This is a genomic window from Novosphingobium sp. HR1a (genome assembly GCF_015594425.1).
GTDB classification, from domain to species: Bacteria; Pseudomonadota; Alphaproteobacteria; order Sphingomonadales; family Sphingomonadaceae; genus Novosphingobium; species Novosphingobium resinovorum_A.
In genome coordinates, this window is the sequence record NZ_JABXWS010000023.1 from 1 (window position 1) to 24,734 (window position 24,734).

The 24,734-nt window shown below is 67.7% G+C and carries 18 protein-coding genes; 13 read left to right on the forward strand and 5 right to left on the reverse strand.

What is annotated here, in order from left to right; translation table 11 throughout:
• A partial coding sequence (locus HWN72_RS03745; protein ID WP_211149885.1) for an aldehyde dehydrogenase family protein occupies window positions 1–754 on the reverse strand: 754 nt, incomplete at its 3' end.
• Between the two features lie 965 nt (window positions 755–1,719).
• On the opposite strand from HWN72_RS03745, the gene HWN72_RS03750 reads away from it, so the two are divergent.
• Window positions 1,720–2,796 carry a LacI family DNA-binding transcriptional regulator gene (locus HWN72_RS03750; protein WP_248005797.1) on the forward strand — a complete coding sequence of 359 codons (1,077 nt, stop codon included), beginning with the start codon at window positions 1,720–1,722 and terminating at the stop codon, window positions 2,794–2,796.
• Between the two features lie 4 nt (window positions 2,797–2,800).
• On the opposite strand, the gene HWN72_RS03755 is transcribed toward HWN72_RS03750, so the two are convergent.
• On the reverse strand, window positions 2,801–5,308 hold the full coding sequence (locus HWN72_RS03755; RefSeq protein WP_211149886.1) for a bifunctional diguanylate cyclase/phosphodiesterase: 2,508 nt from the start codon (window positions 5,306–5,308) through the stop codon (window positions 2,801–2,803).
• A 167-nt stretch (window positions 5,309–5,475) separates the two neighbouring features.
• On the opposite strand from HWN72_RS03755, the gene HWN72_RS03760 reads away from it, so the two are divergent.
• Complete coding sequence (locus tag HWN72_RS03760; RefSeq protein ID WP_008829001.1) at window positions 5,476–6,840, forward strand: FAD/NAD(P)-binding protein; 1,365 nt, start codon at window positions 5,476–5,478, stop codon at window positions 6,838–6,840.
• A 7-nt stretch (window positions 6,841–6,847) separates the two neighbouring features.
• On the opposite strand, the gene HWN72_RS03765 is transcribed toward HWN72_RS03760, so the two are convergent.
• Together HWN72_RS03765 and HWN72_RS03770 are read right to left on the reverse strand one after the other, a co-directional pair.
• Entirely contained in the window at window positions 6,848–7,513 is a 666-nt protein-coding gene (locus HWN72_RS03765; protein WP_211149887.1) for a peroxiredoxin-like family protein, read from the reverse strand.
• 104 nt (window positions 7,514–7,617) lie between these two features.
• The gene (locus tag HWN72_RS03770) at window positions 7,618–8,457 is read right to left on the reverse strand and encodes a LysR substrate-binding domain-containing protein (protein WP_037518375.1); all 840 of its coding nucleotides are present in this window, start codon (window positions 8,455–8,457) and stop codon (window positions 7,618–7,620) included.
• A gap of 291 nt (window positions 8,458–8,748) precedes the next feature.
• On the opposite strand from HWN72_RS03770, the gene HWN72_RS03775 reads away from it, so the two are divergent.
• From HWN72_RS03775 to HWN72_RS31780, 9 genes are all read left to right on the forward strand, one after another.
• Window positions 8,749–9,531: an ABC transporter permease gene (locus tag HWN72_RS03775; protein ID WP_211149888.1), complete on the forward strand. Its 783-nt coding sequence runs from the start codon at window positions 8,749–8,751 to the stop codon at window positions 9,529–9,531.
• Window positions 9,532–9,569: 38 nt separating this feature from the next.
• Window positions 9,570–10,364 (forward strand): ABC transporter ATP-binding protein, encoded by a 795-nt coding sequence (locus tag HWN72_RS03780; RefSeq protein ID WP_008829005.1) that lies wholly within the window; start codon window positions 9,570–9,572, stop codon window positions 10,362–10,364.
• Complete coding sequence (locus HWN72_RS03785) at window positions 10,361–10,993, forward strand: cysteine dioxygenase (protein ID WP_211149889.1); 633 nt, start codon at window positions 10,361–10,363, stop codon at window positions 10,991–10,993. The genes HWN72_RS03780 and HWN72_RS03785 overlap by 4 nt, the downstream gene beginning before the upstream one ends.
• Complete coding sequence (locus HWN72_RS03790; protein ID WP_211149890.1) at window positions 10,990–12,228, forward strand: rhodanese-like domain-containing protein; 1,239 nt, start codon at window positions 10,990–10,992, stop codon at window positions 12,226–12,228. Before HWN72_RS03785 ends, HWN72_RS03790 begins: the two co-directional genes overlap by 4 nt.
• 23 nt (window positions 12,229–12,251) lie before the next feature.
• Window positions 12,252–13,340, forward strand: a complete 1,089-nt coding sequence (locus tag HWN72_RS03795; protein ID WP_211149891.1) for an LLM class flavin-dependent oxidoreductase — start codon at window positions 12,252–12,254, stop codon at window positions 13,338–13,340.
• A 254-nt stretch (window positions 13,341–13,594) separates the two neighbouring features.
• On the forward strand, window positions 13,595–14,929 hold the full coding sequence (locus tag HWN72_RS03800; RefSeq protein ID WP_008829009.1) for an LLM class flavin-dependent oxidoreductase: 1,335 nt from the start codon (window positions 13,595–13,597) through the stop codon (window positions 14,927–14,929).
• A 24-nt stretch (window positions 14,930–14,953) separates the two neighbouring features.
• The gene (locus tag HWN72_RS03805) at window positions 14,954–15,814 is read left to right on the forward strand and encodes a TauD/TfdA family dioxygenase (RefSeq protein ID WP_008829010.1); all 861 of its coding nucleotides are present in this window, start codon (window positions 14,954–14,956) and stop codon (window positions 15,812–15,814) included.
• Between the two features lie 3 nt (window positions 15,815–15,817).
• A complete protein-coding gene (locus HWN72_RS03810; protein ID WP_211149892.1) occupies window positions 15,818–16,756 on the forward strand; it encodes an ABC transporter substrate-binding protein in 939 nt (312 codons plus the stop codon).
• 179 nt (window positions 16,757–16,935) lie between these two features.
• On the forward strand, window positions 16,936–19,485 hold the full coding sequence (locus HWN72_RS31780) for a TonB-dependent siderophore receptor (RefSeq protein WP_211149893.1): 2,550 nt from the start codon (window positions 16,936–16,938) through the stop codon (window positions 19,483–19,485).
• Between the two features lie 3 nt (window positions 19,486–19,488).
• On the opposite strand, the gene HWN72_RS03820 is transcribed toward HWN72_RS31780, so the two are convergent.
• A complete protein-coding gene (locus HWN72_RS03820) occupies window positions 19,489–20,376 on the reverse strand; it encodes a nucleotidyltransferase family protein (protein WP_211149894.1) in 888 nt (295 codons plus the stop codon).
• Between the two features lie 174 nt (window positions 20,377–20,550).
• On the opposite strand from HWN72_RS03820, the gene HWN72_RS03825 reads away from it, so the two are divergent.
• On the forward strand, window positions 20,551–22,509 hold the full coding sequence (locus HWN72_RS03825) for an OPT family oligopeptide transporter (RefSeq protein WP_211149939.1): 1,959 nt from the start codon (window positions 20,551–20,553) through the stop codon (window positions 22,507–22,509).
• 178 nt (window positions 22,510–22,687) lie between these two features.
• The gene (locus tag HWN72_RS03830; protein ID WP_211149895.1) at window positions 22,688–24,733 is read left to right on the forward strand and encodes a carbon starvation CstA family protein; all 2,046 of its coding nucleotides are present in this window, start codon (window positions 22,688–22,690) and stop codon (window positions 24,731–24,733) included.
• Window position 24,734 lies beyond the last annotated feature (1 nt).

Sequence of the window (24,734 nt, forward strand, 5' to 3'; positions counted from 1 at the left end):
CGGCGGCGGTGCGCATCAGCGCCATGCCGCCGGGGCGCGATCCGGTGAAGCCGACCGCCTTGACGCGGTGGTCGGCGACCAGCGCGGTGCCTGCCTCACGCGTGGCGGGGAGGTAGGAGAACACGCCCTCGGGCAGATGGCACAGCGCCGCCGCGCGCTGGATCGCGCGGGCGACCAGTTCGCCGGTGCCGGGATGGGCCGAGTGGCCCTTGACGATGACCGGGCAGCCTGCCGCGAAAGCCGAGGCGGTGTCTCCGCCCGCGACCGAGAAGGCGAGGGGGAAGTTGCTGGCGCCGAACACCACGACCGGGCCAAGCGCGACCTTGCGCACGCGCAGGTCCGGGCGCGGCAGCGGCGCGCGCTCGGGCAGGGCGGGATCGATGGTGAGTCCCGCCCAGCTGCCTTCACGCAGGACTTGCGCGAAAAGGCGCAGCTGGCCGGCGGTGCGGCCCCGCTCGCCCTCGATACGGGCGCGGGGAAGGCCCGTCTCGGCCATGGCGCGTTCGATCAGGATGTCGCCGATCGCCACGATCTCGTCTGCGATGGTTTCGAGGAACACCGCGCGGGTTTCCGGCTCGGCTTCGGCAAAGGGAATCGCGGCGGCGTCCGCCAGCGCGCAGGCACGCTCCACTTCGGCGAGGCCCGCGGCGGCGAAGTGCGGCTCCAGCGCCGCGCCGGTCGCGGGGTTGATGGCGGCATAACTTGCTTGCGTCTGCGCTTCTTCGCGGCCGATGAGGATGGCGCCGGTGATCATGTCGGTGTCCTTAGCTGAGCGTGGGAAATGGTGATGGCCGTCAAAGCGCAAGCCGGGCGCGGCGCCTAATGCGCATGGCGGATCGGATTTCGCCCGGATCGCAATGATCGCCTGTCGTAGTTCCAACATTCGTCGTCCCGCTGGCAGGTCTTGAGGCTATGGCGCGCGGCAAGGCGTTCTCGCGAGAGGTGGGCTGTTCACGGCCAGCGGTCCCGGCCTTCGCCGGGATGACGGGCGCAGCCCTTCGAGCTTGACATTTATAACCACATGGGTTATATGGCCCAGCATCCGGAGCGGTGCAGATCACGTCGCTCCGGTGTATCGGGTCGGCGTCGTGGGCCGGGATGCGGTTTCAGCCGTGGCCATGCAACCCACGCGTCCGTTCGAAGACCCGGACTGTCTCTGCGCTACCGGAAACGCCGTCCATACGTTCCTGCGACATACGGCAGGGCATGGGAGGGCCATCCCGGATAGCCTTCGGCCGATAACGACGCGAACCCTAACGACGGCCACATGGGACTTTCCGATGGAATACAGGTCGAGCCGGGCTGCACCGTGAGTTACCCGGCCGCTCGCCAGAGCTTCACGGAAAACAAAACCCCGCGTCCCTGCTTGGACGCTCCCGACGCCGACCCGATGTTACCTTCGGATGCGTTGATTTCCCCGGCGTAATGGCCCGCACTCGCCAGCGGGTATTTCCGCGTGCGCTAACTGCACGCACAACCTCGTCATCCCAGCGAAAGCTGGGACCGCTGGCCTGTTACGGCCAACTAGCGTCCGGACGCCCTGTCGAGGGTTGGGCCTTACTCGGCCAGCGGTCCCAGCCTTCGCTGGGATGACGGCCTGGCGACAGAGATGCCCGTCACAGGATGGTCCGTGCGCGCCCGGCGCCATCAATCGATCACATTGCAAGCGGCCCGCCGGCGCGTTAGCAGCGAGGGTGCAGGCAGGGAGTAGAGGCGCGCATGGCAGACGATATCGGCGGATCGCCCATGCGCCCGCGCTCCTCGCGCCGTTCGCGCGCAGGGAACACCATTGCCGACGTGGCGCGCGAGGCGGGCGTCTCGCTGATGACGGTGTCGCGCGTGATGAACGGCAAGGCCAACGTGCGCGAGGAAACGCGCGAGCGGGTCGAGGCTGCGATCAAGGCGCTGAACTATTCGCCGAGTGCCGCCGCCCGCAACCTCGCGGCGGCGAGCGAGATCCGCATCGGCCTGCTCTACAGCAATCCCAGCGCCGGCTATCTCAACGAATTCCTTGTCGGTAGCCTCGACCAGGCGAGCCGGGCCAACGTTCAGCTTGTGGTGCAGCTTTGCGACAACCCGGAAGAGCGCGCCGAAATCGTGCGGCGCCTGATCGACGGCGGGGTGGACGGGCTGATCCTGCCGCCGCCGCTCTGCGACGCCGACGACATGCACCAGTTGCTGCAGGAGGCCGGGCTTCCCGCCGTCGCGGTGGCTTCGGGGCGGCCTGCGGTGTTCCTCTCGTCCGTCAACATCGACGACCGCGCGGCGGCGGCGGCGATGACGCGGCACCTGCTTTCGCAGGGGCACGAACGGATCGGGTTCGTCTCCGGCAATCCCGACCAGACCGCATCGGCGCTGCGCCTTTACGGCTACCTCGATGCGCTGGGGGAGGCAGGGCTGGTGTCGGACCCGGCGCTGGTGGTCGAGGGGCAGTTCACCTACCGGTCGGGCCTCGACGCGGCGCAGAAGCTGCTGGCACTGGCCGGGCGGCCGACCGCGATCTTCGCCAGCAACGACGACATGGCGGCGGCAGCGGTCTCGGTGGCGCATCGCATGGGGCTGGACGTGCCGCGCGACCTCACCGTCGTCGGCTTCGACGATGCCCCGCAGGCGACTACGACCTGGCCGGAACTGACGACGATCCGCCAACCGATCGCCGACATGTCGCGCGCGGCGGTGCTGCAACTGGTCGAGGACATCCGTACCGTCCGCGAGGGACGCCGTCCGGCGCCGCGCCATTCACGGATGACCTTCGAACTGATCCGCCGCGAATCCGACGCCGCGCCTTCGCCCTGAAGCGTCAGGCCGCGCAGGCCGATGCACCGGCCGATGCGAAAGTCTCGATCGGGGCCGGGCGGGCGAAGAGGTAGCCCTGGCCGAGCCTGCAGCCCATCTCCGCCAGCTTGCGGCGTTGTTCTTCGGTCTCGACGCCCTCGGCCACGACCTGCTTGCCGAGGCCCTGCCCAAGCCCGATGATGGCGCGGATGATCGCCTCGCTCTGGCCGTCGTCGTCGAACAGGCCGAGGGTGAACGAGCGGTCGATCTTGAGCACGTCGAAGGGCAGGTGCTTGAGATGGATCAGCGAGGCATAGCCGGTGCCGAAGTCGTCGAGCGCCACCGTCACGCCTGCCTCGTGCAGCAGGTCGAGCGCCTTGGCGGTCTCGTCCACCGCGCGGCCGAGCACGAAGTCCTCGGTCACCTCGATGCACAGGCGTTCGGGCGCGATGCCATAGTCGCGTATCCGCGCCAGCAGGCGGGCGGCGGCGTGGGGGCTGTCGAGCTGTGCGGCGATCAGGTTGACCGAGAGCTTGGGGATCCGCTCCGGGTGGTCCCGCAAGGCGGCGAGGCCCATGTCCAGCACGTGCTGCTGCACCGCAAGGCCCAGTTTGCGCTCGTTCAGCATGTCGCCGAAGACGGCCGGTGTCATCAGCCCGTGGACCGGGTGCTGCCAGCGCAGGAGCGCTTCGTAGGATCCGATCGCGCCGGTATCGATATCGACGATGGGCTGGTAATGGAGCGAGAATTCGGCGCGTTCGATGCCCTGGCGCGCTTCCAGTCCGAACAGCTGCCGGCTGTCGAGCTGCTCGCGCAAGTGCGGGGCGTAGTCGAGCAGGCGTCGGCGGCCTTCCTGCTTGGCCTGATAGAGCGCGAGGTCGGCGTTCTTGGCGAGCACATCGGGTTCGGCGGCATCCTGCGGGAAGCAGGCAAGGCCGATGCTGAGCGACAAGGCCCAGCTGCGGCCGCCGTGCGTCAGCGTCGCACCCTGCAGTTCGTCCAGCGCGCGGCGGATGCGCAGTTCCGCCACGGGGTCCCACGGCAGCAGGATCGCGAACTCGTCACCGCCTATGCGCGAGACGTGCGCGGACGGACCACCTGCGGCCACGAGGCCCCGTCCGACCTTGCCGAGCAGCAGGTCGCCGCCGTCATGGCCGAGGCGGTCGTTGATGTGCTTGAGATGATCGACGTCGATCAGCAGCAGCATGAAGGGGGAGCGTGCGGCATCCTCGCACATCGTGCGCAGCGCGGACTGGAAGGCGGCGCGGTTGCCGAGGCCGGTCAGGTAGTCGGTCTGGGCGGCGCGGCGGAAGGTCTCGCTCTCGACCTGGGCGACCTTGCGGGCCTGCTCGGCGGTGTCGCGCTCCTTGCCGAGCAGGCGGAAGCGGTCGGCGATGGCGAGCGACAGGGCGATCGATTCGAACGCGAGCGCGGCGAAAGTGGCCATATCGACCACGTCGTCCTGCACCGTGATCCCGAAATTGCGGCTGACGCGCAGCGCGAAGACCGAGAGCACCGGGGTCCACCCGGCAAGGTAGAACCACACGACACGGCTGCGTGCCCGCAGGGCGATACCTATGCCGACGCCGACGCTGGCGGCGCTGAGGACGAAGACCACGTTGAGCCAGCGGTCCAGCACGACCGGCGCAGCGACGGGGACGAAGGCGGCGAGAACGCCGACCACCATGTTGAGGCAGGCGCAGATCTTCCCCCACCGCACCAGCCAGCGCGGCAGCACGCCTTCCTCGATGACGGCCAGGAAGAACATGTTCCCCGCCGCGATCAGTCCGGCGACGAGCAGATAGTCGGTCGTCACCGCGAACGGGCCGACATATTCGGGGAAGGCGAAGGCCAGCACGTTGGTCCAGGTCAGGCCATAGGCGAGGACCAGCAGCGACCACACGAGATACCAGCGCTGGAAGACCAGTCGCTGGCCGGTGTAGATCAGCAGGTTGTAAGCGAACGCGGAGAAGATGGCGCCCGCGAACACACCCATCAGCGCCAGCCAGATGCCTTCGAGCCGCAGCAGGCTCTGCGGGCTCATCGCCGAAAGTTTGCGCATCAGCGAAAGGTCGTCGAGGTTGCGGTAGCCGATGTAGACATCGCGGACGCGGGCGCCCGGCGGATCGACGGCGAAGCGTAACATGCCCCCCAGCGCCCAGTGGTCGCCGACGGCGCCGGGCGCGATCGTGGCGGTGCGGGTGCGGCCTTGGGTATCGACGACCAGCATGGTCATGCGCTCGAACCGGCTTTGGTCGGTCATCAGGAGCCAACCCGAAGGCAGGCCGGACAGCATGCGCGGATCGCGCAGCTTCAGCCATGCCCAGCCCTTGGCGTAGGCGGGATGGTCAGGCACGCGGGTGCAGTCGAAGTTCAGCCGCGCGACCGAGGCGGCAGTGGCCGGATAGTCCGCCGGCGCGGTGGCATAGCAGACGTCGGAGCGCATCCGGACGATCTCCGCCCGCGCGGAAGACGACCAGAACAGCGCCGCCAGAAGCAGCCAAACGAAGACGAGATGCGACCTAACCGGCATGCCCCAACCTTGATCAGGGCCATACGTATAAACCGAAGGTCACTAGAAATGGTTAACGGCAGCGACCGACCGAAGCGATTCGGCGCAATCTATGAGGACAAAAAATACCCCGCGGCGGGCATTTCCTGTTAGCCAGCCTCATCAGCTTGCCGGGAACCTATCTTTTCATGATCAGTCACAATGCCGCCCGCGACCTGCCCATCGCGATCGTGGGAGGAGGGTTCAGCGGGACGCTGCTGGCGATCAACCTGCTGCGCTACGGCGTCAAGGTCGCCCTGATCGAGCGTAATTCCGCCCAGCTTGCCAAGGGCGTGGCGTTCGGTACGCGGCGGCCGGAGCATCTGCTCAACGTGCGCGCCTCCAACATGAGCGCGTTCCCCGACGATGCGAAGCACTTCGCCCGCTGGATGGATTTCGCCGACGCCGACGAGGCGAACCGCTTCGTGCCGCGCCTGACTTACGGGACCTACTTGCGCGAACTGCTGGTCGAGGCGCTGGCGAAGGCCGGTCCCGACGCGCAGGTCATCGACGGCGAGGCATGCTCGGTCGATTTCGGCGATGGCGCGGCACATGTGCGGCTGGCCGACGGCGACGTCGTCGATTGCCGCGCGGTGGTGCTGGCCCTGGGCAACTTCCCGCCCGCGCCTCATGGCGTGCTGGAGGGGCTGCCGGGGCACCTCTACAGTCCCGATCCCTGGGATCGCTCGGCGATCGAGGGCCTCGCCGCGCTCGACCACGTCCTCGTGGTGGGCAGCGGGTTGACGGCGGCCGACGTGGTGCTGTCGCTGGAAAGCTCGGGGTTCGGCGGCAAGGTCACGGTGCTTTCGCGCCGGGGGCTCAAGCCGCTCGCCCACGCCGAGAGCGGGCCGGTGGTGGTTCCCATTTCCGACCCCGATCTGCGCGGCGCGGACCTCGTCCGCGCCGTGCGGCGCCGGGCGGAGGAGATCGGCTGGCGCGGCGCGGTGGATGCTCTGCGACCCCACACCCAGAACATCTGGCGCCGCCATTCGACCGCCGCGCAGGCCCGCTTCCTGCGGCATCTGCGGCCATATTGGGACATTCACCGCCACCGCCTCGCCCCCTCGGTCGCGCAGCGGCTGGAAGCGATGGAGAGCGCCGGGCGGCTGCAGTACGTGGCGGGCAAGCTGTGCGGAGCCGACGAAGCCGGCGGGCAGGCGGTGGTGCACTATCGCCCGCGTGGTCAGGACGGCATCGAGGCGATCGCGGTGGACCGCGTGTTCAACTGCGCCGGGCCGGACGGCGACTTGCGCCGGGTGGAGGCGCCGGTCCTGACGCATCTGCTCGAGGCGGGACATATTCGCGGCGACGCCCACGGCCTTGGGGTGGACGTCGACCATCTCGGCCGGGTGCGCGATGCCGCTGGCAATGCGCAGGACCGCCTGCTCGCGGTCGGGCCGATCACCAAGGGGGAGGCCTGGGAGATCGTCGCCGTGCCCGATATCCGGCGTCAGGTGTGGGGCCTTGCCCGCTTCCTCGCCGACGAGCACTGGGTCGGCGGCGAGGGACTTTGAAGCAAGGTCAGGCGCCGGTGGTGACGGTCTGGCGAGCGGGCAGGGCGGCGAGGATCGTCTCGCTCTCGGTGCGGCTCAGCCAGTCGGGGCTGGCCTCGAAGAACAGCACCGTCGCGTCGGGCGCGAGGGCAAGGATGGCGGGCTGGTCGATCTCGTAGCTGCCTGTTCCCAGTGTCGCGCCGATCCAGGGCTGGCCGTGTGGGACGGCGGGTTGCTCGTCAGGCAGGAAGGTAATGCCAAGTTGGCGGCCGAGCGCATAACCGGGGTCCGAAGCCACGGTGAAGCCCAGGCCATGGCGCGCGATCAGGTCCCGGTCGACCGGGATCTGCGCGCTGACCGCGATCAGGCGAATGCCGCGGGCGCGCAGTTCGGGCAGCAGCGTCTCGTTGTACCACGGCAGCGCGATGTTGCAGGCGGGGCACCCACCGAAGCGGAAGAACACGAGCACCGCAGGGCCATCCGCAAGGATCGTGTCGCGCGTCAGTTCGCGCCCGTCCTGATCGATCAGCGTAAAGGGTTCGACGGTGTCGCCAGCCTTCGGTTGCGCGGACGGATCGTGCCGCTCGACGAGCACCCGGCGCTGCGCTGCATTGCGTTCCAGCTGCTCGGCGCTCCAGGTGCGCTCGCGTTCGGCCTGCAGCGCGGCGAAGCGGTCGTTCAGGGTTTCGGTCATCGGTAAGCCTCATCGTTGATCGCATCCAAAGCTATGGAAAGCCCGGCACCGCGACCAACGAGAAGCCTTGAGAGCCGCTTGAGATTATCGAATAAGCAGCGCCATCAGTTGGGAAGCCCGGCGACCACCTCGCGCGCCAGTGTGGCAAGCTGGTGGGTGGGCCCGTCGAGCCCCGGCGCGGTATGCAGCACACAGGAGACATGCGGCAGCGAGGGCAGGCCGACGTCTCCCAGCGGCGCGTCGCGCAGGAACATCCCGGTGCGGCAGGTAAGGCCGAGCCCCGCATCCACCGCCGCGCGCAAGGTGGTGAGATTGGGCGTCTCCACGGTGATGCGGAACGGGCGCCCGGCATCCTCCAGCGCGCGGATCGCCGCTTCCCGGAAGCGGCAGGGCGTCTCCAGCACGGCTAGGGGGATCGTCTCGTGCGCGGCCAGTTCCTCCTTGCCGAACCACGACATGGGCGCGGTGGTCACCGCATGGCCGTCATTCGGCGCGGCAAATCCCAGCACGATGTCGAGTTGCCGCCGCTCCAGCAGGTCGAGGAGTTCCGCCGTGCCCGCAACCCGCGAGTAAAGTTCGGCCTCCGGGTGCAAATCCGCGAACTGGGCGAGGAGGCCGGTCAGGAGCAGTTCCGCGAAATCCTGTACCATGCCGATCCGCGCCGGCCCGGCGAAATGCCCGGCGGTGACCGCCGCGACCGCTTCGTCATGCAGGGCGAGCACCTTGCGTGCATAGTCGAGCATCAGGTCGCCGTGCGCCGTCAGCGCAAGGCGGCGTCCCTCACGGTGAAACAGCGACTGTTGCAGCAGCTCTTCGAGTCGCTTGATCTGGAGGCTGAGCGCCGACTGGCTTACGAAAACCCGCTCCGAAGCATGAAGCATCGAGCCGGTATCGACGATCGCAACGAAGCTGCGCAGAAGGTTTGTCGGGAGATTCACGGGCATCGGCGGGCTTTCAAGATTCGTGTGATGGCCAGGATTCGTATGATGGCCTGCATGCATCCATGCGTTATGACTTATTCTCAATCAAAATAGTAGAGATTTAGGTGAGGCAAGCAATTCTGTCCCCATGCCCTTTTTCTGCTTTCGGCCCGGTTTTCCGCACGTCCGGGCGTCGGATGAGCGTTTCGAGGCGCCATTATGAGCGTTGCTGATAGGTCGGCACAACATTCTCCATTGAATTGGTAGACATTCAGGTGCCAGTTTCGGGTCATGACCACACGAGGCACTTCGTCCATGTCCCCATTCACCCGATTGGCCCGCTCGCTGGGTTCTGCCCGCTGGCTCTCGCCGCTGTTGCTGCTGGCGGTGCTCGAGGCCGGTTCCCGGTCCGGCCTTATTCCCGAGCGGACCCTCGCGGCGCCTTCGCAGGTGCTGGCGACGCTCTGGGCGATGACGGTGTCGGGCGAACTGACCGACAATCTCGCCGTTTCCTTCCTGCGGATCATCGCGGGCCTGGCGATCGGCGTGACCACCGGGATTCTGCTGGCGCTCGTCGCCGGGCTGTCGCGGCAGGGCGAGGTCGCGGTCGATCCGCTCATGCAGATCAAGCGTACGATCCCGACGCTGGCGCTGACGCCGCTGTTCATCGTCTGGTTCGGTATCGGCGAGACGCCCAAGATTGCGCTGATCGCCTTCGCCTCGATCTTCCCGGTCTACCTCAACCTTTACGGCGGTATCCGCGGGATCGACGTGCGCCTGCTCGAAGGCGCGCGCAGCCTGGGCCTCAGCCGCGCGGCGCAGGTCTGGCATGTAATCCTGCCCGGCGCGCTGCCTGCGCTGCTGGTGGGCCTGCGTTATTCGCTCTCGGTCTCGGTGCTGGTGCTGGTCGTGGCGGAGCAGATCAACGCCACTGCGGGCCTCGGCTACCTCATCAACAACGCGCGTGACTTCATGCGCACGGACATCATCCTGGTGTGCCTGATGGTCTACGCCGTGCTGGGCCTTGCCGCCGACGGACTGGTCCGCGCGGTCGAGAGCCGCGCGCTCGTCTGGCGCCCCTCCATCGTTTCCCAATGAACCTGCTGCGTGAACCCGCTCCCCGAAAGGACCCTGCCGTGGATGCTCGCCTGAATCACTTTACCTCGCCCGCCGCGCCCGCCGTGACGTCCGAACCCGTCGTCAGTCTGCGCGATTTCACCCGCCGCTTTGGCGACAACACCATCATTTCGGGCCTGAACCTGCAGATCGCGGCGGGCGAGTTCGTCATCCTCCTCGGTCGTTCCGGCTCGGGCAAGACCACCCTGCTGCGCACGCTGGCCGGCCTCGATCCGGTAGAAGGGCAGGACGTGACCATCCCCGGTTCGCGCGCCGTGGTGTTCCAGGACGCCCGCCTGCTGCCGTGGAAGAAAGTCTGGCGCAACGTCGCCCTCGGCCTCAAGCGCGGCAATGCGCGCCAACTGGCGGAAGAGGCGCTGCAGGAAGTCGGCCTCGGCCACCGTCTGGAAGCCTGGCCGCTGACGCTTTCGGGCGGCGAAGCGCAGCGCGTGGCCCTTGCCCGTGCACTGGTGCGTGAGCCGCAATTGCTGCTGCTCGACGAACCCTTCGCCGCACTCGACGCCCTGACCCGCCTCAGGATGCACGAACTGGTGCTGTCGCTGTGGCGTCGTCATCGCCCGGCGGTGCTGATGGTGACGCATGACGTCGACGAAGCCATCGCGCTCGCTGACCGCATTGTCCTGCTCGACGGCGGGAAAATCGTTGCGCAGGAGCGGATCACTGCTTCGCGCGGCCCCGAGCGTGCGACCGTGGCGGCGCCGTTGCGCAAGCGCCTGCTCGATGCACTGGGCGGTCTGGTCGAGGAACGGCCTGCCGGGGAGATCGTCGCGCTGCATGCCGGAGCGCGCCCGTGAATGCGTTCGCCCCGATAGCGACCGCCACGGACCTGTCGCCGCTGCGCCGGTTCGTCACCGACTTCGCCGGCTTGCTTGACGATACGGACGATCTCGACCGGATTCTGCGCGATGGCGGGGGCCTGCTGGCGGATCTGGTCGCGCAAGACGACTGGCTGCCGGAGGAATACGCCCGGCCGCACCCCGAACGCTACCAGCAATACCTGCTCCACTGCGACAGCGCCGAGCGGTTTAGTGTGGTGTCCTTCGTCTGGGGGCCTGGGCAGGCGACGCCGATCCACGACCACCGTGTCTGGGGCCTCGTAGGCGTACTGAGCGGCACCGAGAGGGTGCAGAGCTTCCATCACCGCGATCATGACGGCGCCCTGGTGCAGTACGGGGCGACCCGCACGCTCCACCCCGGCGAGATCGAGGCGATCGACCCGCGCGAGGGGGATATCCACCGCGTCGAGAACGGGCAGTCCGATCGAACCTCCATTTCGATCCATGTCTACGGCGCCAACATCGGTGCCGTCGAACGCGCCACTTACCGCGCCAGCGGCGAGGAGCGGCCGTTCATCTCCGGCTACGCCAACACCACGTTGCCTAATCTTTGGGCCAACCTCTGGGATATTTCGAGGAAAGCATGACCGTCACCCCCTATCAGGTCCGCAGCGCGCTTCTGGCCCGCAGCGAAATCGCGCTGATCGACGTGCGCGACGAGCATCCCTTCGCCGCTGGCCACCCGCTGTTCGCCGCGCAGATCCCGCTGGCGCGCATCGCTGCCGAGGCCGAGTGGCGCCTGCCGCGCAAGGATGTGCAGGTCGTCGTCTACGATGACGGCGAAGGGCTTGCCCCCTTCGCGGTCGAGGAACTGCGCGGGCTGGGGTTCACCCGCGTCGATCTGCTGGACGGCGGCCTGCAGGGCTGGCGCGACGCGGGCTACGAGCTGTTCGAGGACGTCAATTCCTACTCCAAGGCCTTCGGCGAACTCGTCGAGCACCGGCGCGGCACGCCCTCGCTTCCGGCCGAGGACGTGCAGGCGCTGATCGACGAGAAGGCCGACATCGCCATCCTCGACGCGCGCCGCTTCGACGAATACGCGACGATGAGCATCCCCGGCGGCCGCAGCGTGCCGGGCGCCGAACTGGTGCTGCGCGCGCCGGTCGCCGCGCCCGACCCGGACACCACGATCATCGTCAACTGCGCGGGCCGCACCCGCAGCCTGATCGGCGCGCAGTCGCTCATCAATGCGGGGCTGCCCAATCGCGTCTTCGCGCTGCGCAACGGCACCATCGGCTGGACCCTCGCAGGGCAGCAGCTGGAGCACGGGCGGCAGGAGAGCGTCGAACTCGGCGGCGATGTCGACGAAGCCCGAGCCCGCGCCCGCGAAGTTGCCTACCGCGCCGGGGTGCGCCGCATCGACGCCGCGCAGCTTGCCGGCATCGAGGCCGAGACGCACCGCACCCTCTACCGCTTCGACGTGCGCCAGCCGGACGTCTACGCCGCCGGGCACCTTCCGGGCTTCCGCAATGCCCCCGGCGGCCAGCTGGTGCAGGAGACCGACCACTTCGCCCCCGTGCGCGGCGCGCGCATCGTCCTTGCCGACGACCTCGGCCCGCGTGCGGACATGACCGCGTCGTGGCTAGCGCAGCTGGGCTGGGAAGTGCTGGTGCTGGAAGCCGACTTCACCGCCCTTGAAACTGGCCCGCTCGAAACTGGCCCCGACGGCGCCCCCCCGCCGCGCGGACCCGAGGGCCGCTACAAGCGCCCTTACGAGGGCACCGACAATCCCAAGGCCGCCATGCAGGCCTACCTCGACTGGGAATACGGCCTTGTCGCGCAGCTTCAGCGCGACGGCACCCACGGCTTCTTCGTCATCTGAAATCATAACCGGAGTTTACCGCAATGACTGTCAAGTTCATCGGCTACATCGGCTTCAACGACACCTCGGAAATCCACAACGCCACCCGCTCGCGCGTGCTCGACCGGGAATATGTGGACGCCGCCGCGATCGAGCAGGAGCGGGGCGGCTTCGATCGCGTGCTGATCCCGTTCGGCTCGGCCTCGCCCGAAAGCCAGATCGTCGCGGCCCATGCGGCGGCGATCACCAGCAAGCTGGGCTTCCTTGTCGCGCACCGCCCGGGCTTCACGCAGCCGACGCTCGCGGCGCGCCAGCTGGCGACGCTCGATCAGCTTTCCGGCGGGCGCGTAGCGGTGCACATCATCACCGGCGGCGCCGACGAGGAAATGGCGCGCGACGGCGATGTCGGCACCACCAAGGCGGAACGCTACGCCCGCACCGACGAATACCTCGATATCCTGCAGCGCGAATGGAATTCGGCGCAGCCGTTCGACCATTCGGGCCGCTTCTATCAGGCGCGCGGCGCCTTCGCGGCGATCAAGCCGGACAACCTGCCGGTGTTCTTCGGCGGCTCCTCGCCCGAGGCGATCGAAGTCGCGGGCCGTCATGCCGATGTCTACGCGCTCTGGGGCGAGACGCTGGAACAGGTGGGCGAGGCGGTGCGCACCGTGCGCCACGCTGCCGCGCAGCATAACCGCTCGCCCGGTTTCTCGCTCTCGCTGCGCCCGGTGATCGCCGATACCGAGGAAGCCGCCTGGAAGAAGGCCGACGCCATCGTCGAGCAGGTCCGCGCCAACCGCGAGGCGGCGGGTCTGCCGACGTCTGGCCACCGTCCGCCCAATGCGGGTTCGCTGCGCCTGCTGGAAACCGCTGCTTCGGGGCGCCGCGACTCGCGCCTGTGGACCGGCGTTGCCGCGCTGACCGGCGCTGCGGGCAATTCCACCGGCCTCGTCGGCACGCCCGAGCAGGTCGCCGAGGCACTGCTGGAATACTACGACATCGGCATCGACCACTTCCTGATCCGCGGCTTCGAGCCGCTGGCAGACGCGATCGACTATGGCCGCGAACTGATCCCGCTGGTGCGCGAGAAGGTGGCAGAGCGCGATCAGCGCAAGGTCGCGCTGGCGGGGTGAACCGGCTGGCGTGAGTGTGGGCGATGGGGCTTCGACAAGCTCAGCCTGAGCGGGTTTGGAGGTAGCTATCGGCCCGCACAGCTCGCTTGGCGGCGGCGGTTTGCCCCCACCCCGCTCACCCTGAGCTTGTCGAAGGGTTCGACGCGACCCCGCCCCCGAACCCATTGGCACAACTCACTTTCACATCAGCCAATCGCGTTGGTCCGTCCCGCTCCCGCCGCATAGCCTGACCTCACGACATAGGAGGAATTGACATGGCAGACAGACAGCTCAAGCTCGGCTTCATCCTGCACGGCGTCGGCCCCGGTTGGGACGACTGGCGCCACCCCGATGCGCAAGTGGACGCCAGCACCAGCCTGCCGTTCTACGTGCGGCAGGCGCAGGCGGCGGAGCGCGGCAAGTTCGACTACCTGTTCGTGGCGGACAGCGTCTCGATCAACGCGCGCTCCTCGCCGCACTACCTCAACCGCTTCGAGCCGCTGACGATCCTCTCCGCCGTCGCGGCGGTGACTGACAGGATCGGCCTCGTCGCCACCTCCACCGTCAGCTACAACGAGCCGTTCAACCTCGCCCGCCAGTTCGCCTCGCTCGATCATCTGAGCGGCGGGCGTGCGGGGTGGAACGTGGTCACATCGTGGCTGGCCGGCAGCGCCGACAATTACGGCAAGGCCGAGCACCTCGGCCATGCCGAGCGCTACCGCCTTGCCGACGAATACCTCGACGTCGTCAAGGGCCTGTGGGACAGCTGGGAAGACGACGCGCTGGTGCGCGACAAGGCCAGCGGCCAGTTCCTCGACGCCGACAAGCTGCACGAACTGGGCCACAAGGGCGAGTTCCTGTCGGTGAAGGGACCGCTCAACATCTCACGCTCGCCGCAGGGGCAGCCGGTGATCTTCCAGGCGGGCTCGTCCGAGGACGGCCGCACGTTCGCCGCGCGCCATGCCGAGGCGATCTTCACCCATCAGGAGGATCTGGCCGAAGGTCAGGCGTTCTACGCGGACCTGAAGGCGCGGGCGCGCGGTTTCGGGCGCGATCCGGAGAAGCTGTTCATCCTGCCCGGCGCGCGGCCGGTGGTCGGCTCGACCGAGGAGGAGGCCGAGCGCCTGCACGGCGAACTGGCGGGCCTTGTCAGTCTGGAAAACGCGCTGCGGGCGCTTGGCCGCTCGTTCAACGACCACAACTTCAGCCAGTACGATCCCGATGGCGCCTTCCCGGCGCATGTCGCCGAGGAGGGTTTCAAGAGCAACCAGAGCGCCTCTGAGAAGGTGCTTGCCGCCGCCGCGCAGGGCCTGACGCTCGGCCAGATCGCGCTTCGGGTGGCGACGCCCAAGGGCGGCTTCGTGGGCACGCCCGAACAACTCGCCGACCGCTTCCAGCTGTGGCTGGAGAAGCGGGGTTCGGACGGCTTTAACTTGTTTGAATCGCTGCCGGGCCAGTTGGAGGTCTTCGTCGATCAGGTCGTGCCGATCCTGCAGCAGCGCGGGATCTACAAGCAGGATTACGCCGGCAAGACCTTCCGCGAAAACCTGGGCCTCGACGTGCCCGTCAACCGCAATACCGCCGCGCGCCTGACCCGCTCGGCGGCCTGAAACGAGAAGAGAGGAGACACGACAATGGCTACTTCCGCTTCCACGTTCGATACCGCCAACGCGGGCCTCGTCATCCGTCCCGTGCAGCCGACGATCGGCGCCGAGATCGAGGGCGTCGACTTGTCCAAACCCCTGACCGACGAACTACGCGCGGCGATCCGCGCTGCGGTGCTCAAATGGAAGGTCGTGTTCTTCCGCGACCAGTCCATCGATGACGCGCAGCAGGCGGCCTTCGCGGCGAACTTCGGCCCCCTCTACACGCACCCGACTACGCAGCACGACGCGGCGAACAAGGAAGTCCACGCGATCGCCGCCAAGCATGACCGCGAGTATGAGAAGAAGCTGGGCTACAAGGTCAAGCCGGGCGAGGCCTATCACTCCGACACCAGCTGGCGGCTGGTCCCGACCTGGGGCGCGGTGCTGCGCGACGTGAACCTGCCCGAAGTGGGCGGCGACACGATCTGGGTGGACGCCGCGCTTGCCTACGAAACGCTGCCCGAGGAGCTGAAGCAGCGCCTCGAAAGCAAGCACGTGACGCACAACTTCGTGCCCGCGCTGGAACTCTCTGGCCACGAATACCCCATTGTAGCGCACAAGATCGTGCGTACTCACCGCGAGACGGGGCAGAAGATCCTGTGGGTCAACTTCTCGCAGCAGCCGCAGATCCTGGGCATCGAACTGTCCGAGAGCCGCGAATTGCTGGAAGAAGTGCTGCGCCAGTACAAGCGGCCCGACGTGCAGGCGCGTTTCTCGTGGCGGCCGGGCACGGTGGCGTTCTGGGACAACCGTGCCAGCGTGCACTTCGCGGTGCGCAACTACGGCGATTTCCCGCGCGAACTGCACCGTATCCTGATCGCCGACGAACCCTTGTGGACGGATCTCTGATTGATGCTCGACAGACGTAACCTGCTTGCAGGACTGACCACCAGCCTCGCTCTGGCCGCATGCGGCCGGGGCGGGGCTTCCGACACTGGACTGCTGCGCGTGGGCAGCCAGAAGGGCGGCACCAAGGCGCTGATGCTGGCCTCCGGCGCGCTCGACGGGGCGCCGTACAAGGTCGAGTGGTCGGAGTTTCCCGCCGCGCAGAACCTGCTCGAAGCGCTGGGCAGCGGGGCGGTGGACGTGGGGCTGGTGGGCGATGCGCCGTTCCAGTTCGCCTATCAGGCGGGCAGTCCGATCAAGGCGATCGGCGCGCAGACCACGCAGGAACGCACCGAGGGCGCGCTGGCGCTGATCGTGCCCAAGGCGTCCGCCATCCACGGCCCCAAGGACCTCAAGGGCAAGCGCATCGCCACCGGGCGCGGCAGCGTCGGGCACTATCTGGTGCTGCGGGCGATGGCGGCGGCGGGCCTTGGCGCGAAGGACGTGACGATCACCTTCCTCTCCCCAAGCGATGCGCGCGCCGCACTGCAGACCGGCGCTGTGGACGGCTGGTCGACGTGGCAGCCCTACGTCGCGGCGGCTCTCGCGGAGGGCAACCGCATCGCCATCGACGGACGCGGATTCTCGCAAGGGTACGGCTTCGACATCGCCCCCGAAAGCGCGATCAAGGCCAAGCGCGCGCTGCTCGACGACTTCCTCAAGCGCGAGGGCAAGGCGCTGCAGTGGGCCAGCACTCACGTCGACGAATTCGCCAAGGTCCTCGCCGCCGAGACGGGCCTGCCCCTGCCGATCGCGAAGGAATTCGCGGGGCGCGGCGCCCGTCTGCCGGTTCCGATCGATCAGGGCGTGATCGACAAGCAGCAGGTGGTGCTCGATACCTTCCGTCAGTTCGGAGAGGTCAAGGGCGACCGCCCGCTGGCGGCTGCTTTCGCGCCGGCGGGGTAAGCATTGGCTTATCTGCAGTGAACCCGCCTCGGCTCCAGCTGCGGCGGGTTCACTGCATTCGGCCTGATCGACGCTGTATCAAGAAAAACTTGAGAACGGATAAGAGATCGCAATTTCTACTAAATCAGTAGACATGTCATGAAGCTCCGGACAGACCACAAGTTCAGGGGCCATTCCAGGTGAAAATTTTCAAGTCCGCCGCGCTTGCCGCCAGCGTATCGTTCGTTCCATTCGGCGTGGCGCATGCTGACGAGGCGCCCTCCGTGGCGATCCCGGTGGCGACTGCGGATGCCGCCGCGGAAGCTGCCGACGCCGCCGAGGGCAGTGCCATCATCGTTACCGGCGCGCGCGGGCACAGTCAGCGCTCGGTCGCCGACAGCCCGGTTCCCGTCGATGTCATCGGCCCGGCGGAGTTGAAGTCCACCGGCCGCACCGGCCTCAAGGAAATCCTCGGCAATATCATCCCCTCGCTGACGATGCCGGCGCTCGGTGGTGGCGGCACGTCCGCGAGCGTCCGTCCGATCGCGATCCGGGGGCTCTCGGGCGACTATGTGCTCGTCCTCGTCAACGGCAAGCGGCGTCACACGACTTCGCTGATCAACAACCTTTCGCGCGTTTCGGGCGGCTCCACGCCGGTGGACATCGACCTCATCCCGACCAGCGCCGTCGGCCGTATCGAGGTCCTGCGTGACGGCGCTGCGGCGCAGTACGGCTCGGACGCGATTTCCGGCGTCATCAACATCATTCTAGACAATACGAAGCAGGGCGGCGACATCTCGCTCACCGGCGGGCAGCAGTACGAGGGCGGCGGCGATCTCTACCAGGTCGCGGGTTCCTACGGCGCAGGTATCGGCGACGGCGGCTTCGTGCGGATCGCGGCGGAGGCCAAGTACCACGACCGTGCCAAGTCCGTCGCCGAGGCAATCCCATACGTCTACCCGCTCGTGAACGGCCAGCCCGACCCGCGCGAGGCCGATGCCGATCACGTCATCGCTGGCGGTTACGGGCGTTCGAACCGGGACAAGATCGTCAACACCAGCTACAACGCCGAACTGCCGCTGGGTGATGACACGACGCTCTATTCGTTCTCGACGCTGAGCTATCGCAACATCAAGGACGCGCGCGGCGCATACGTGGCGTCGCCGACGGGCTACGGCGGGCAGGCGAATGCGCAGGGCTCGTCAGTGCTGCCGGACCTCTATCCAGCGGGCTTCCAGGCCTATCGGCGCATCTGGGAGTGGGACTGGCAGGCGGCTCTTGGCCTGCGCACGCAGCTGGCGGGCTGGGCGGTCGACCTGTCCACCAGCTACGGCCGTGATGCGGTGAAGCTGGGGGCGGAGAACACGCTTAACCCCTCGCTCGGGCCGGACAGCAAGGCCGACTTCTTCATGGGCCGCCAGAAGCAGGACCTGTGGGTCAACAACATCGACGTCAGCCGCGAGTTCGAGGTCGGTTTCGCCAAGCCGCTCAACGTCGCCTTCGGTGTCGAGCACCGCTGGGAGCGCTTCCAGAACGTCGCGGGCGAGCCCGACAGCTACCGCGACGGCGGCTACGTGATCCCCGACGATGGCTCCGCGTTCGGAGACCTCTATGCGGGCCGCTCGCCGTCGCCGGGCCTCGTCTCGTTTACCGGAACCTCGCCCGCTGACGCGACGAGCCTTTCGCGCAACAATCTCGCCGCCTATCTCGATCTTGCGACCGACGTGACGCCGGGCTGGTTCGTGGGTCTCGCCGGGCGGTTCGAGCACTATTCGGACAGCGCCGGGAACACCTTCAGCGCCAAGGCCAGCACCCGCATCGAACTGGCGCCGGGGCTGGCGGTGCGCGGCGGCGTCAACACCGGCTTCCGCGCGCCGTCGCTGGCGCAGACCGGGTTCTCGACCACGCAGAACACCGTCACCGTCATCGGCGACGAGCGTGTCTCGACCACCTCCAAGTTCCTTCCGGTCAACTCCGTCGCGGCACAGGCGCTGGGTGCCAAGCCGCTCAAGCCTGAGAAGTCACTGAACTTCACCGCAGGCCTGACTTACGAGAACGGCCCGCTGCGCCTGACGGTGGACGCCTACCAGATCCGCATCGACGACCGCATCGTGAAGACCGAGTTCCTCGGCACGGCCTCCAACGGCGGCTCGGCGGTGAAGGCGATCTTGGAGGCGAACGGCGTGGACGATGTCGACAGCGCGCAGTTCTTTACTAATGCGATCGATACGCGTACGCGCGGCATCGACGTGGTGGGCGAGTATACGCTGGACACGGCCTCGCTCGGCACGTTTCGCCTGAGTGCCGCCTACAGCTACAACCGCACGAAGATCCTGCACGTGATCGACAATCCGGCTGAGCTGAGCAGCCTCAACGTCACGCTGTTCGGGCGGCAGGCACAGCGCGACCTTGTCGTGGCACTGCCGCGCAGTAAAGTGGTGCTGACGAGCAACTGGTCGTCCGGCCCGGTCAAGGCGCTGCTGCGCGCGACGCGCTTCGGGCAGTACACCGAGTCCAGCAACGTCGCCGCATCGGACCGGACGTTCGGGGCGAAGTGGGTGACCGATGCGGAGGTGGGCTACCAGTTCACCGAGGCGCTCGACCTGGCGGTAGGCGCGAACAACCTGTTCAACGTGCGCCCCGACAAGAACGGCGCGATCGCCTGGGATGGTTCGGGGCAATACGGCGGCTTTGCGCCCTTTGGCCTCAACGGTGGGTTCTGGTATGCGCGGATCGGCCTGAAATTCTGACTATCAACCCAACGCACGATGCAGCCGGTCCGGACCCGAAGAGGTGCGGGCCGGCTCGCCGCGCAGGGTGAGCAGGGCCTCGGCTGCGGCGTGGGTGTGATCGTCATCCACGTCGAGCGCCTGCGAGCCGTCGAGCATCACCACCGGCTTCAGGCGCTGCCCGATGCGGCGCGAAACGCGCTCGGTCGCATCGCTCAGGCTGCTGGCGCGCAGGCGCAGCATGATCAGGTTGACGAAGCCGAACGCCCGCAGCACGCCGAGCGCATTGCCCGCGAAACGCCCGCCGCCGCGGAACACTTCCACCGCGCGCAACGCCTCGGGATCGGCGGCGGCGTAGAGGTTGCAGCTGGCATAGGCGCCGTCCGCGAACTCGAGGAACGGGTGCGCATGCTGCGGATGGGCGGCGAGAACCGCGTCACGCGACGCCATGGCGAAGGCGGCGTCGGAAGAATCGAGCGCGGCGATCATCGCATCGATGGAAGCAGGCGTCAGAAGAGCATGGTCGGCCGTCGTCACCAGCAGCGGACCGTCCCAGCCCTGCGCCGCCGCCAGCACGCTGTCGACGAGGTTCTCCCGCGCCTCGACCAGCTTGGCGATGCCCCGGCCGGGTAGCTGGGAGAGAACGTCGAACAGTCCCTCGAACGCCTCTCGCTCGACGGATATGGCTAGGCTTTCGACCGCCGGGTGGATGGCGGCAGTCTGCAGTACGTGCGCGACCAGAGGGCGACCATCCAGCGGCACGAGGCACTTGTGGCTCATCCCGAAGCGACGGGCCAGAGCGTCCGTCTCGCGCGGGTGTCGACCGGCGAGCACGATCATGCGCACCGGCGGTCCGGCGTATTTCTGCCCTGCCACATGAGCGGCGGACGCGGCGTGCGTCAGAGTATCCATGGCCGGCCCTTATCCGCGAGCGATGTGACGTCTCGGTGAACTTCGCCGTTGAAAGCCCGTGAATTTGCCGCGGGATTTCGCCGGCATGATTTGCACTGTCTTCCATTTGACCACCGTGCCAAGAAGCGTGGCTTGAAAATGCAGGCAGACAGGGACGCGATGGCGAACGACACGATGGAGGTGCAACAGACGGCGGCGAGGGCTTCGGCAAAGGAGCTGACGCTGCGCGGCATCCTGCTGGGCGGGGCGATCACGCTGCTGTTCACGGCCGCGAACGTCTACCTCGGCCTGAAGGTCGGGCTGACCTTCGCCACCTCGATCCCGGCGGCGGTCATTTCCATGGCAATCCTGCGCGGGTTCAAGGACTCGACGATCTGGGAGAACAACATCGTCCAGACCGTGGCGAGCGCGGCGGGCACGCTGGCAGCGATCATCTTCGTGCTGCCCGGCCTCGTCATGATCGGCTGGTGGCAGGGCTTCCCGTACTGGACGACGGCCGCGATCACCGGCACGGGCGGTATCCTCGGCGTGCTGTTCTCGGTTCCGTTGCGCCGTGCGCTTGTGGTCGATACCCCGCTGCCTTATCCCGAAGGTCATGCCGCCGCCGAAGTGCTGCGCGTGGGTTCGGGCTCTCGTGAAGGTGCGGAGGAAAGCGCGAAGGGCCTTTCCGTGCTGGTCTGGAACGCGCTCGCGTCCGTGGGTTTTGCGGTGCTGACGCAAACCCGGCTGATCGTCGGGGAGGCCGCCGTGTGGTTTCGCACCGGCTCTGGCGCGACGGGGATTTCCGGCGGCCTGTCGTTCGCGTTGCTTGGCGTGGGGCACCTTGTCGGTCTGTCGGTCGGCATGGCGATGTTCCTGGGCCTCGTCATCGGCTGGTGGGTGCTGCTGCCGATCCTGACGGCGCAGAGCCCAATGGCGGGCGATGTAGGCGCCTGGGCGGGAGCGATCTTCTCGCGCGATGTGCGCTTCTTCGGTGCGGGCGTGATCGGCGTGGCGGCGGTGTGGACGCTGCTGCGGATCGCCGGGCCGGTGATCGGCGGCGTGCGCTCGGCCATGGCCGCAAGCCGTGCGCGCCATGCCGGCGAGGCGCTGGCGATCGAGGAGCAGGATCTGCCCATTACCGCCGTGGCGCTCGGCGCGCTGGCGATGATGGTGCCGATCGCGGTGCTGCTGTGGAGCGTCATCGCCGGTGGTCCGCTGGCCGGGAGCGAACTGGTGCTGATCGCGGGCGCGGTCGTCTTCGTCGTCGTCTTCGGCCTGCTGATCGCGGCGGTCTGCGGCTACATGGCGGGCCTGATCGGTGCGTCGAACTCGCCGGTGTCGGGTATCGGTATTCTCTCCGTCGTTGCTGCATCGCTGATGCTGGTCGGCTTGTTCGGGCGCGATTCCGGCGCAGAGACGTCGTCGGCGCTGGTCGCCTATGCGCTGATCGTGACCGGCATCGTCTTCGGCGTCGCGACCATCTCCAACGACAACCTGCAGGACCTCAAGACCGGCCAGCTCGTCGGCGCGACGCCGTGGAAGCAGCAGGTCGCGCTGGTGATCGGCGTGGTGTTCGGATCGCTGGTGATCCCGCCGGTGCTCGATCTGCTCAACACCGCGTTCGGGTTCGCCGGGATGCCGGGCGCGGGGGCGAACGCTTTGCCCGCACCGCAGGCGGCGCTGATCTCGGCGCTGGCCAAGGGCGTGCTGGGCGGCAACCTCAACTGGACGATGATCGGCTGGGGCGCCGCTGCGGGCGTGGCGTTCATCGTGCTCGACGAAGTGCTCGGCAAGGCCGGACGCCTGCGCTTGCCGCCGCTTGCGGTGGGCATCGGCATCTACCTGCCGATGAGCGCCATCCTGCCCGTCGTGATCGGCTCGGTCATCGGCAAGGTCTACGACGGCTGGGCGGAGAAGCGCGCCGATCCCGAATTCGCGCTGCGCATGGGTGTGCTGACCGCCACGGGCATGATCGTGGGCGAGAGCCTGTGGGGCGTCGCCTTCGCTGGCATCGTCGCCGCATCGGGCAGCGATGCGCCGCTGGCGCTTGTCGGCGACGGCTTCGAGGTTCCCGCTTTGGTTGGCGGCACCGCGCTGTTCTTCGCGCTGGTGGCGTTCCTCTACGGCCGCACGCGCAAGCTGGTGGGGTGATCGTCGTCCCGGGCTTGACCCGGGACCGCTGGGTGTCTTTAGCTATGCGCTATGGCGCAGGGGGCTTCGACAAGCTCAGCCTGAGCGGGATCGAGAGCAGGGCTTCAAATCCCGCTCAGGCTGAGCTTGTCGAAGCCCCATCGGTTCAAACCGCCAGCGGTCGAACGGAGAGGCAGACTTGAAGCACATCCCCTGGATCATCCTCGCGATTGTCGGCGCGATCTGCCTTGCGGTGCTGGCCGTGTCGCGCGGGGAGGCGGTCAATGCGCTGTGGATCGTGGTCGCGGCGGTGAGCTGTTTCCTCGTCGCCTATCGCTACTATGCGCTGTATATTGCGCAGCATGTGATGCGGCTGGACCCCGCCCGCGCGACCCCGGCGCTCACCCGCGCCGACGGGCTGGACTACGTCGCCACCGACCGGCGCGTGCTGTTCGGACACCACTTCGCGGCGATCGCGGGGGCGGGGCCGCTGGTGGGGCCGGTGCTTGCGGCGCAGATGGGCTATCTGCCGGGCACCTTGTGGATCATCTTCGGCGTCGTGCTGGCAGGCGCCGTGCAGGACTTCATGGTCCTGTTCATCTCGATGCGGCGGGACGGCAAGTCGCTGGGCGAACTCGTGCGCATGGAGATGGGCGCGGTTGCGGGGACCATCGCGCTGGCAGGCGCCTTCCTCATCATGGTCATCATCCTGGCGGTGCTCGCGCTGATCGTCGTGCGCGCGCTGGCCGAGAGCCCCTGGGGCATGTTCACCGTCGCCGCGACGATCCCTCTGGCGCTGGCGATGGGCATCTACACCCGCTGGATCAGGCCGGGGCGCATCGGCGAAGTCTCCGTGCTGGGCTTCGTCGGCCTGATCGCGGCGATCGTGTTCGGCCAGAACGTGGCGGCCTCTGAGATCTGGGGGCCGCTGTTCACCTTCACCCCGCAGACCTTGTGCTGGATTCTGATCGGCTACGGCGCGCTTGCTTCGCTGCTGCCGGTGTGGCTGCTGTTGGCGCCGCGCGACTACCTCTCCACTTTCCTCAAGATCGGGGCGATAACCGCGCTGGCCGTGGGCATCGTCGTCATGGCGCCGCCGCTGCGCATGCCCGCGCTGACGCAGTTCGTCGGTGGCGGCGGTCCGGCGTGGTCGGGCGCGCTGTTCCCGTTCTTGTTCATCACCATCGCCTGCGGAGCGGTGTCCGGCTTCCACGCGCTGATCGCCAGCGGCACCACGCCCAAGTTGATTGGCAGCGAGACCGACGCGCCCTTCATCGGCTACGGCGCGATGCTGATGGAGGCTTTCGTGGCGATCATGGCCCTCGTCGGCGCCTCGATCCTCGATCCGGGCATCTACTTCGCGATGAACAGCCCCGCCGCCGTGCTGGGCACCGACCCCGCCAGCGCCGCCCATGCGGTGACCGCGATGGGCTTCCCGGTGAGCGCCGACCTTCTGGTCCAGACCGCGCGCGACGTGGGCGAGCACACCATCGTATCACGCACCGGCGGCGCGCCGACGCTGGCGGTGGCGATGGCGGAGATCTTCAGCCATGTCGCGGGCGGCACGGCGATGAAGGCGTTCTGGTATCACTTCGCGATCCTGTTCGAGGCGCTGTTCATCCTCACCGCCGTCGACGCGGGCACACGCGCCGGGCGCTTCATGCTGCAGGACCTGATCGGCCTTGCGGTGCCCTCGTTCCGCGCGGGAACTTCGTGGCTTCCGGGCGTGGTGGCGACGGCGCTGTGCGTGCTGAGCTGGGGCTTCTTCCTCTATCAGGGTGTCACTGACCCGCTGGGCGGGGTGAACACGCTGTGGCCGGTGTTCGGCATCTCCAACCAGATGCTCGCCGCCGTGGCGCTGATGCTGGCGACGACCGTGCTGTTCCGCATGAAGCAGCAGCGCTATGCCTGGGTGACGGTGATCCCGACCGTGTGGCTGTTGATCTGCACGCTCAGCGCCGGTTCGCTCAAGTTGCTGTCGAGTGATCCGACCGTGGGCTTCCTCGCCCATGCCGCGAAGTTCGGCGCAGCGATCGAGGCGGGGGCCGTGCTGGCCCCGGCCAAGTCGATGGAGCAGATGCAGGCGATCGTCTTCAACGACCGCGTCGATGCGGTGCTCTGCGCAGTGTTCCTGGCGGTGGTCGTTTCGCTGCTGTTCTTCACCGTACGGACGTGCATGGCGGCCCTGCGTGAGGATCGGCCGACGGTGAACGAGAGCCCCGTGCAGATGGTCCCAGCGGAATGAG

Coding starts and splice junctions, on each gene's coding strand:
- HWN72_RS03790 (WP_211149890.1), top strand. CDS start 10,990: ATGACCGTCACCCCCTATCAGGTCCGCAGCGCGCTTCTGGCCCGCAGC.
- HWN72_RS03770 (WP_037518375.1), bottom strand. CDS start 8,457: ATGCCCGTGAATCTCCCGACAAACCTTCTGCGCAGCTTCGTTGCGATC.
- HWN72_RS03775 (WP_211149888.1), top strand. CDS start 8,749: ATGTCCCCATTCACCCGATTGGCCCGCTCGCTGGGTTCTGCCCGCTGG.
- HWN72_RS03750 (WP_248005797.1), top strand. CDS start 1,720: ATGGCAGACGATATCGGCGGATCGCCCATGCGCCCGCGCTCCTCGCGC.
- HWN72_RS03825 (WP_211149939.1), top strand. CDS start 20,551: ATGGAGGTGCAACAGACGGCGGCGAGGGCTTCGGCAAAGGAGCTGACG.
- HWN72_RS03810 (WP_211149892.1), top strand. CDS start 15,818: ATGCTCGACAGACGTAACCTGCTTGCAGGACTGACCACCAGCCTCGCT.
- HWN72_RS03755 (WP_211149886.1), bottom strand. CDS start 5,308: ATGCCGGTTAGGTCGCATCTCGTCTTCGTTTGGCTGCTTCTGGCGGCG.
- HWN72_RS03795 (WP_211149891.1), top strand. CDS start 12,252: ATGACTGTCAAGTTCATCGGCTACATCGGCTTCAACGACACCTCGGAA.
- HWN72_RS03820 (WP_211149894.1), bottom strand. CDS start 20,376: ATGGATACTCTGACGCACGCCGCGTCCGCCGCTCATGTGGCAGGGCAG.
- HWN72_RS03765 (WP_211149887.1), bottom strand. CDS start 7,513: ATGACCGAAACCCTGAACGACCGCTTCGCCGCGCTGCAGGCCGAACGC.
- HWN72_RS03805 (WP_008829010.1), top strand. CDS start 14,954: ATGGCTACTTCCGCTTCCACGTTCGATACCGCCAACGCGGGCCTCGTC.
- HWN72_RS03800 (WP_008829009.1), top strand. CDS start 13,595: ATGGCAGACAGACAGCTCAAGCTCGGCTTCATCCTGCACGGCGTCGGC.
- HWN72_RS03760 (WP_008829001.1), top strand. CDS start 5,476: ATGATCAGTCACAATGCCGCCCGCGACCTGCCCATCGCGATCGTGGGA.